Annotated in this window: 1 protein-coding gene; it reads right to left on the bottom strand. The window is 75.8% G+C overall.

All coding sequences use genetic code 11. The features are described 5' to 3' along the window. Positions 1-32 precede the first annotated feature (32 nt). The coding region (locus tag D7231_RS35260) for an NsdA family TPR-like regulatory protein (protein ID WP_120760463.1) at positions 33-1163 on the bottom strand (1131 nt) is incomplete at its 5' end.

The raw sequence follows: 1163 nt of genomic DNA, 5'->3' as shown, positions 1-1163 counted from the left end.
CGTGAATTCTTCGGCCATGGCGGGCTCCTGGGTCAGGCTGTCTCGGTCAGGTAGGCGGCGGCGCGGGCGTCGAGGGCGGTGACGGCCGGGATGCCGCGGCGGCGGACGGGGGAGAGGGCCTGGCGCATGTCGGTGGCGGTGCGGCGGGCGCGGGCGGAGTGGATGCCGTCCATCGCGTCCAGGGCGCGGGACCAGGTGGCGCAGGCTTCCTCGATGGCGCCCTGGCGGGCCTGGACGGAGCCGAGGTAGCCGAGGGTCACGGCGTGGGTGCGGGTGAAGGTGGCGGCCCTCCGGGTGCGGACGCTGCGGCGGAACTCGCGTTGCGCCCCTGCCAGATCGCCGGTGTCACGCAGGGTGCAGGCCGTTTCGTGGGCAAGGCTGGCCTCGCCGAAGAAGAACACGCGGGCCGGCTCGTCGTCGCCGGGCGCCGCGGCGGAGAGGTCGTTCTCCGCGCGGACGAGGGCGGCTGCGGCGGCCTGCTTCTGTCCGGCGGCGGCGAGGGCGCGGGCGTGCACGACGCCGAGCAGCGCGCGTTCCCGGGGCGCGGCGAGGGCGTAGCGCGGGCCGTCGACGGAGGCATCGGCCAGGTCGAGGGCCTGGCGGGCGTGTCCGAGGTCGACGGCCTGGTGGGCCATGGCGCGCAGCACGTGGCCGGCCAGGGGCGCGTCGTCGGCTTCCGCTGCCAGGCGGACGGCGAGGGTGAACCAGTGCTGGGCGGCTGCGTGCTCGGCGTTGTCGAAGGCCATCCACCCGGAGAGATAGGCCAGTTCGCCGGCCGCGGAGTACATCTCGCGCCGCACCCGATCGTCGGCGAACCGGCCGCCGAGGTAGGCGCTCACGTCGGTGGTGAGGTACTGCACGGCGGCGGTGCGCGCGTGCCCGCCGCCGTGCCGTTGGTCGACGCGGGAGAACATCGCGACCATGTCGCGCACGGCCGCCAGGTCCCCGCGGCCGACGCGGCGATGGTGGGCCGCGGGGCGCGCGGCCGGGCGTTCGGCCATGCGTTCCCACCAGTCCTGGCCCGGCACGGCCAGCGCGGCGACGGAGTAAGCGGCGGTCGACAGAGCCCGCCTGCGCGCCACGTCCAAGTCACGACTCCCCAGCTCGTTCAGCGCGGTCAGCGTATCCGCACCCCAGTCCGGGCCCGGCTGAGGGGAACGGGC

This window comes from Streptomyces klenkii, from assembly GCF_003626645.1.
GTDB classification, from domain to species: Bacteria; Actinomycetota; Actinomycetes; order Streptomycetales; family Streptomycetaceae; genus Streptomyces; species Streptomyces klenkii.
The sequence above is the reverse complement of the archived record's forward strand: the minus strand, read 5'-3'. Positions and strand labels throughout refer to the sequence as shown.